Origin of the sequence: Blautia intestinihominis, assembly GCF_040096655.1 — a bacterium.
GTDB lineage: Bacteria > Bacillota > Clostridia > Lachnospirales > Lachnospiraceae > Blautia_A > Blautia_A intestinihominis.
Map to the genome: position 1 here is coordinate 1 of NZ_JBBMEI010000205.1, position 636 is coordinate 636.

Here is a 636-nt window from a genome sequence, read left to right on the forward strand (position 1 = left end):
AACTCTTCATCCAGAAGCACTCGCCAGATCTGTGGCTCATTTGGATGATGCTCTGTGATATTCACTTCAAAATCATCAACTGGCTTGTAATTGTGCGGTGTTGTTGTCTCACGCACGATATAGCTTCCAAATGATAATGGAATACTGCAGGCATAACCTTTTTCATCTGTGAAAATCTCAGTTGCTCCATTTTCTCCACTCACTACAGGTTTTGCAGAATCAAAGTCGTAGCTTCCATCTGCTTTCTTTGTAAGGGAAGATTTCAGATAAACTGTGAATCCCGCTCCGGATAACAGATCTGCATCGGTCTTTCCATTGTTGGCTGCTTTGATGATCTGAAATGGCTGCTTGATGACCTGCTCACTGGAAGTGCACTCTCTTTTTACTTCTGCTGTCATATCTCCTTCATAACTACACGTAAGATCATGCTCTTCTGTATCTGCCAGGTATCCGGTCGGCGGTGTAATCTCTTTGATATAATATTTGCCAAGATACAAGCCATTTACAGAAGCCTGTCCTTTGTCATCTGTTGTAAGAGAAGCTACCTGTTCTCCTGCTTTATAAATAGTTCCGGTTGCTCCGTCCGGATGCACGATATCTTCACGGGCATACAGTCCATAAACTGCACTTTTCAAT

At 42.8% G+C, this 636-nt stretch carries 1 protein-coding gene; it reads right to left on the bottom strand.

Annotated elements, in window-relative coordinates; translation table 11 throughout:
- A partial coding sequence (locus tag WMO75_RS19705) for a SpaA isopeptide-forming pilin-related protein (RefSeq protein ID WP_349078874.1) occupies window positions 1-636 on the bottom strand: 636 nt, incomplete at both ends.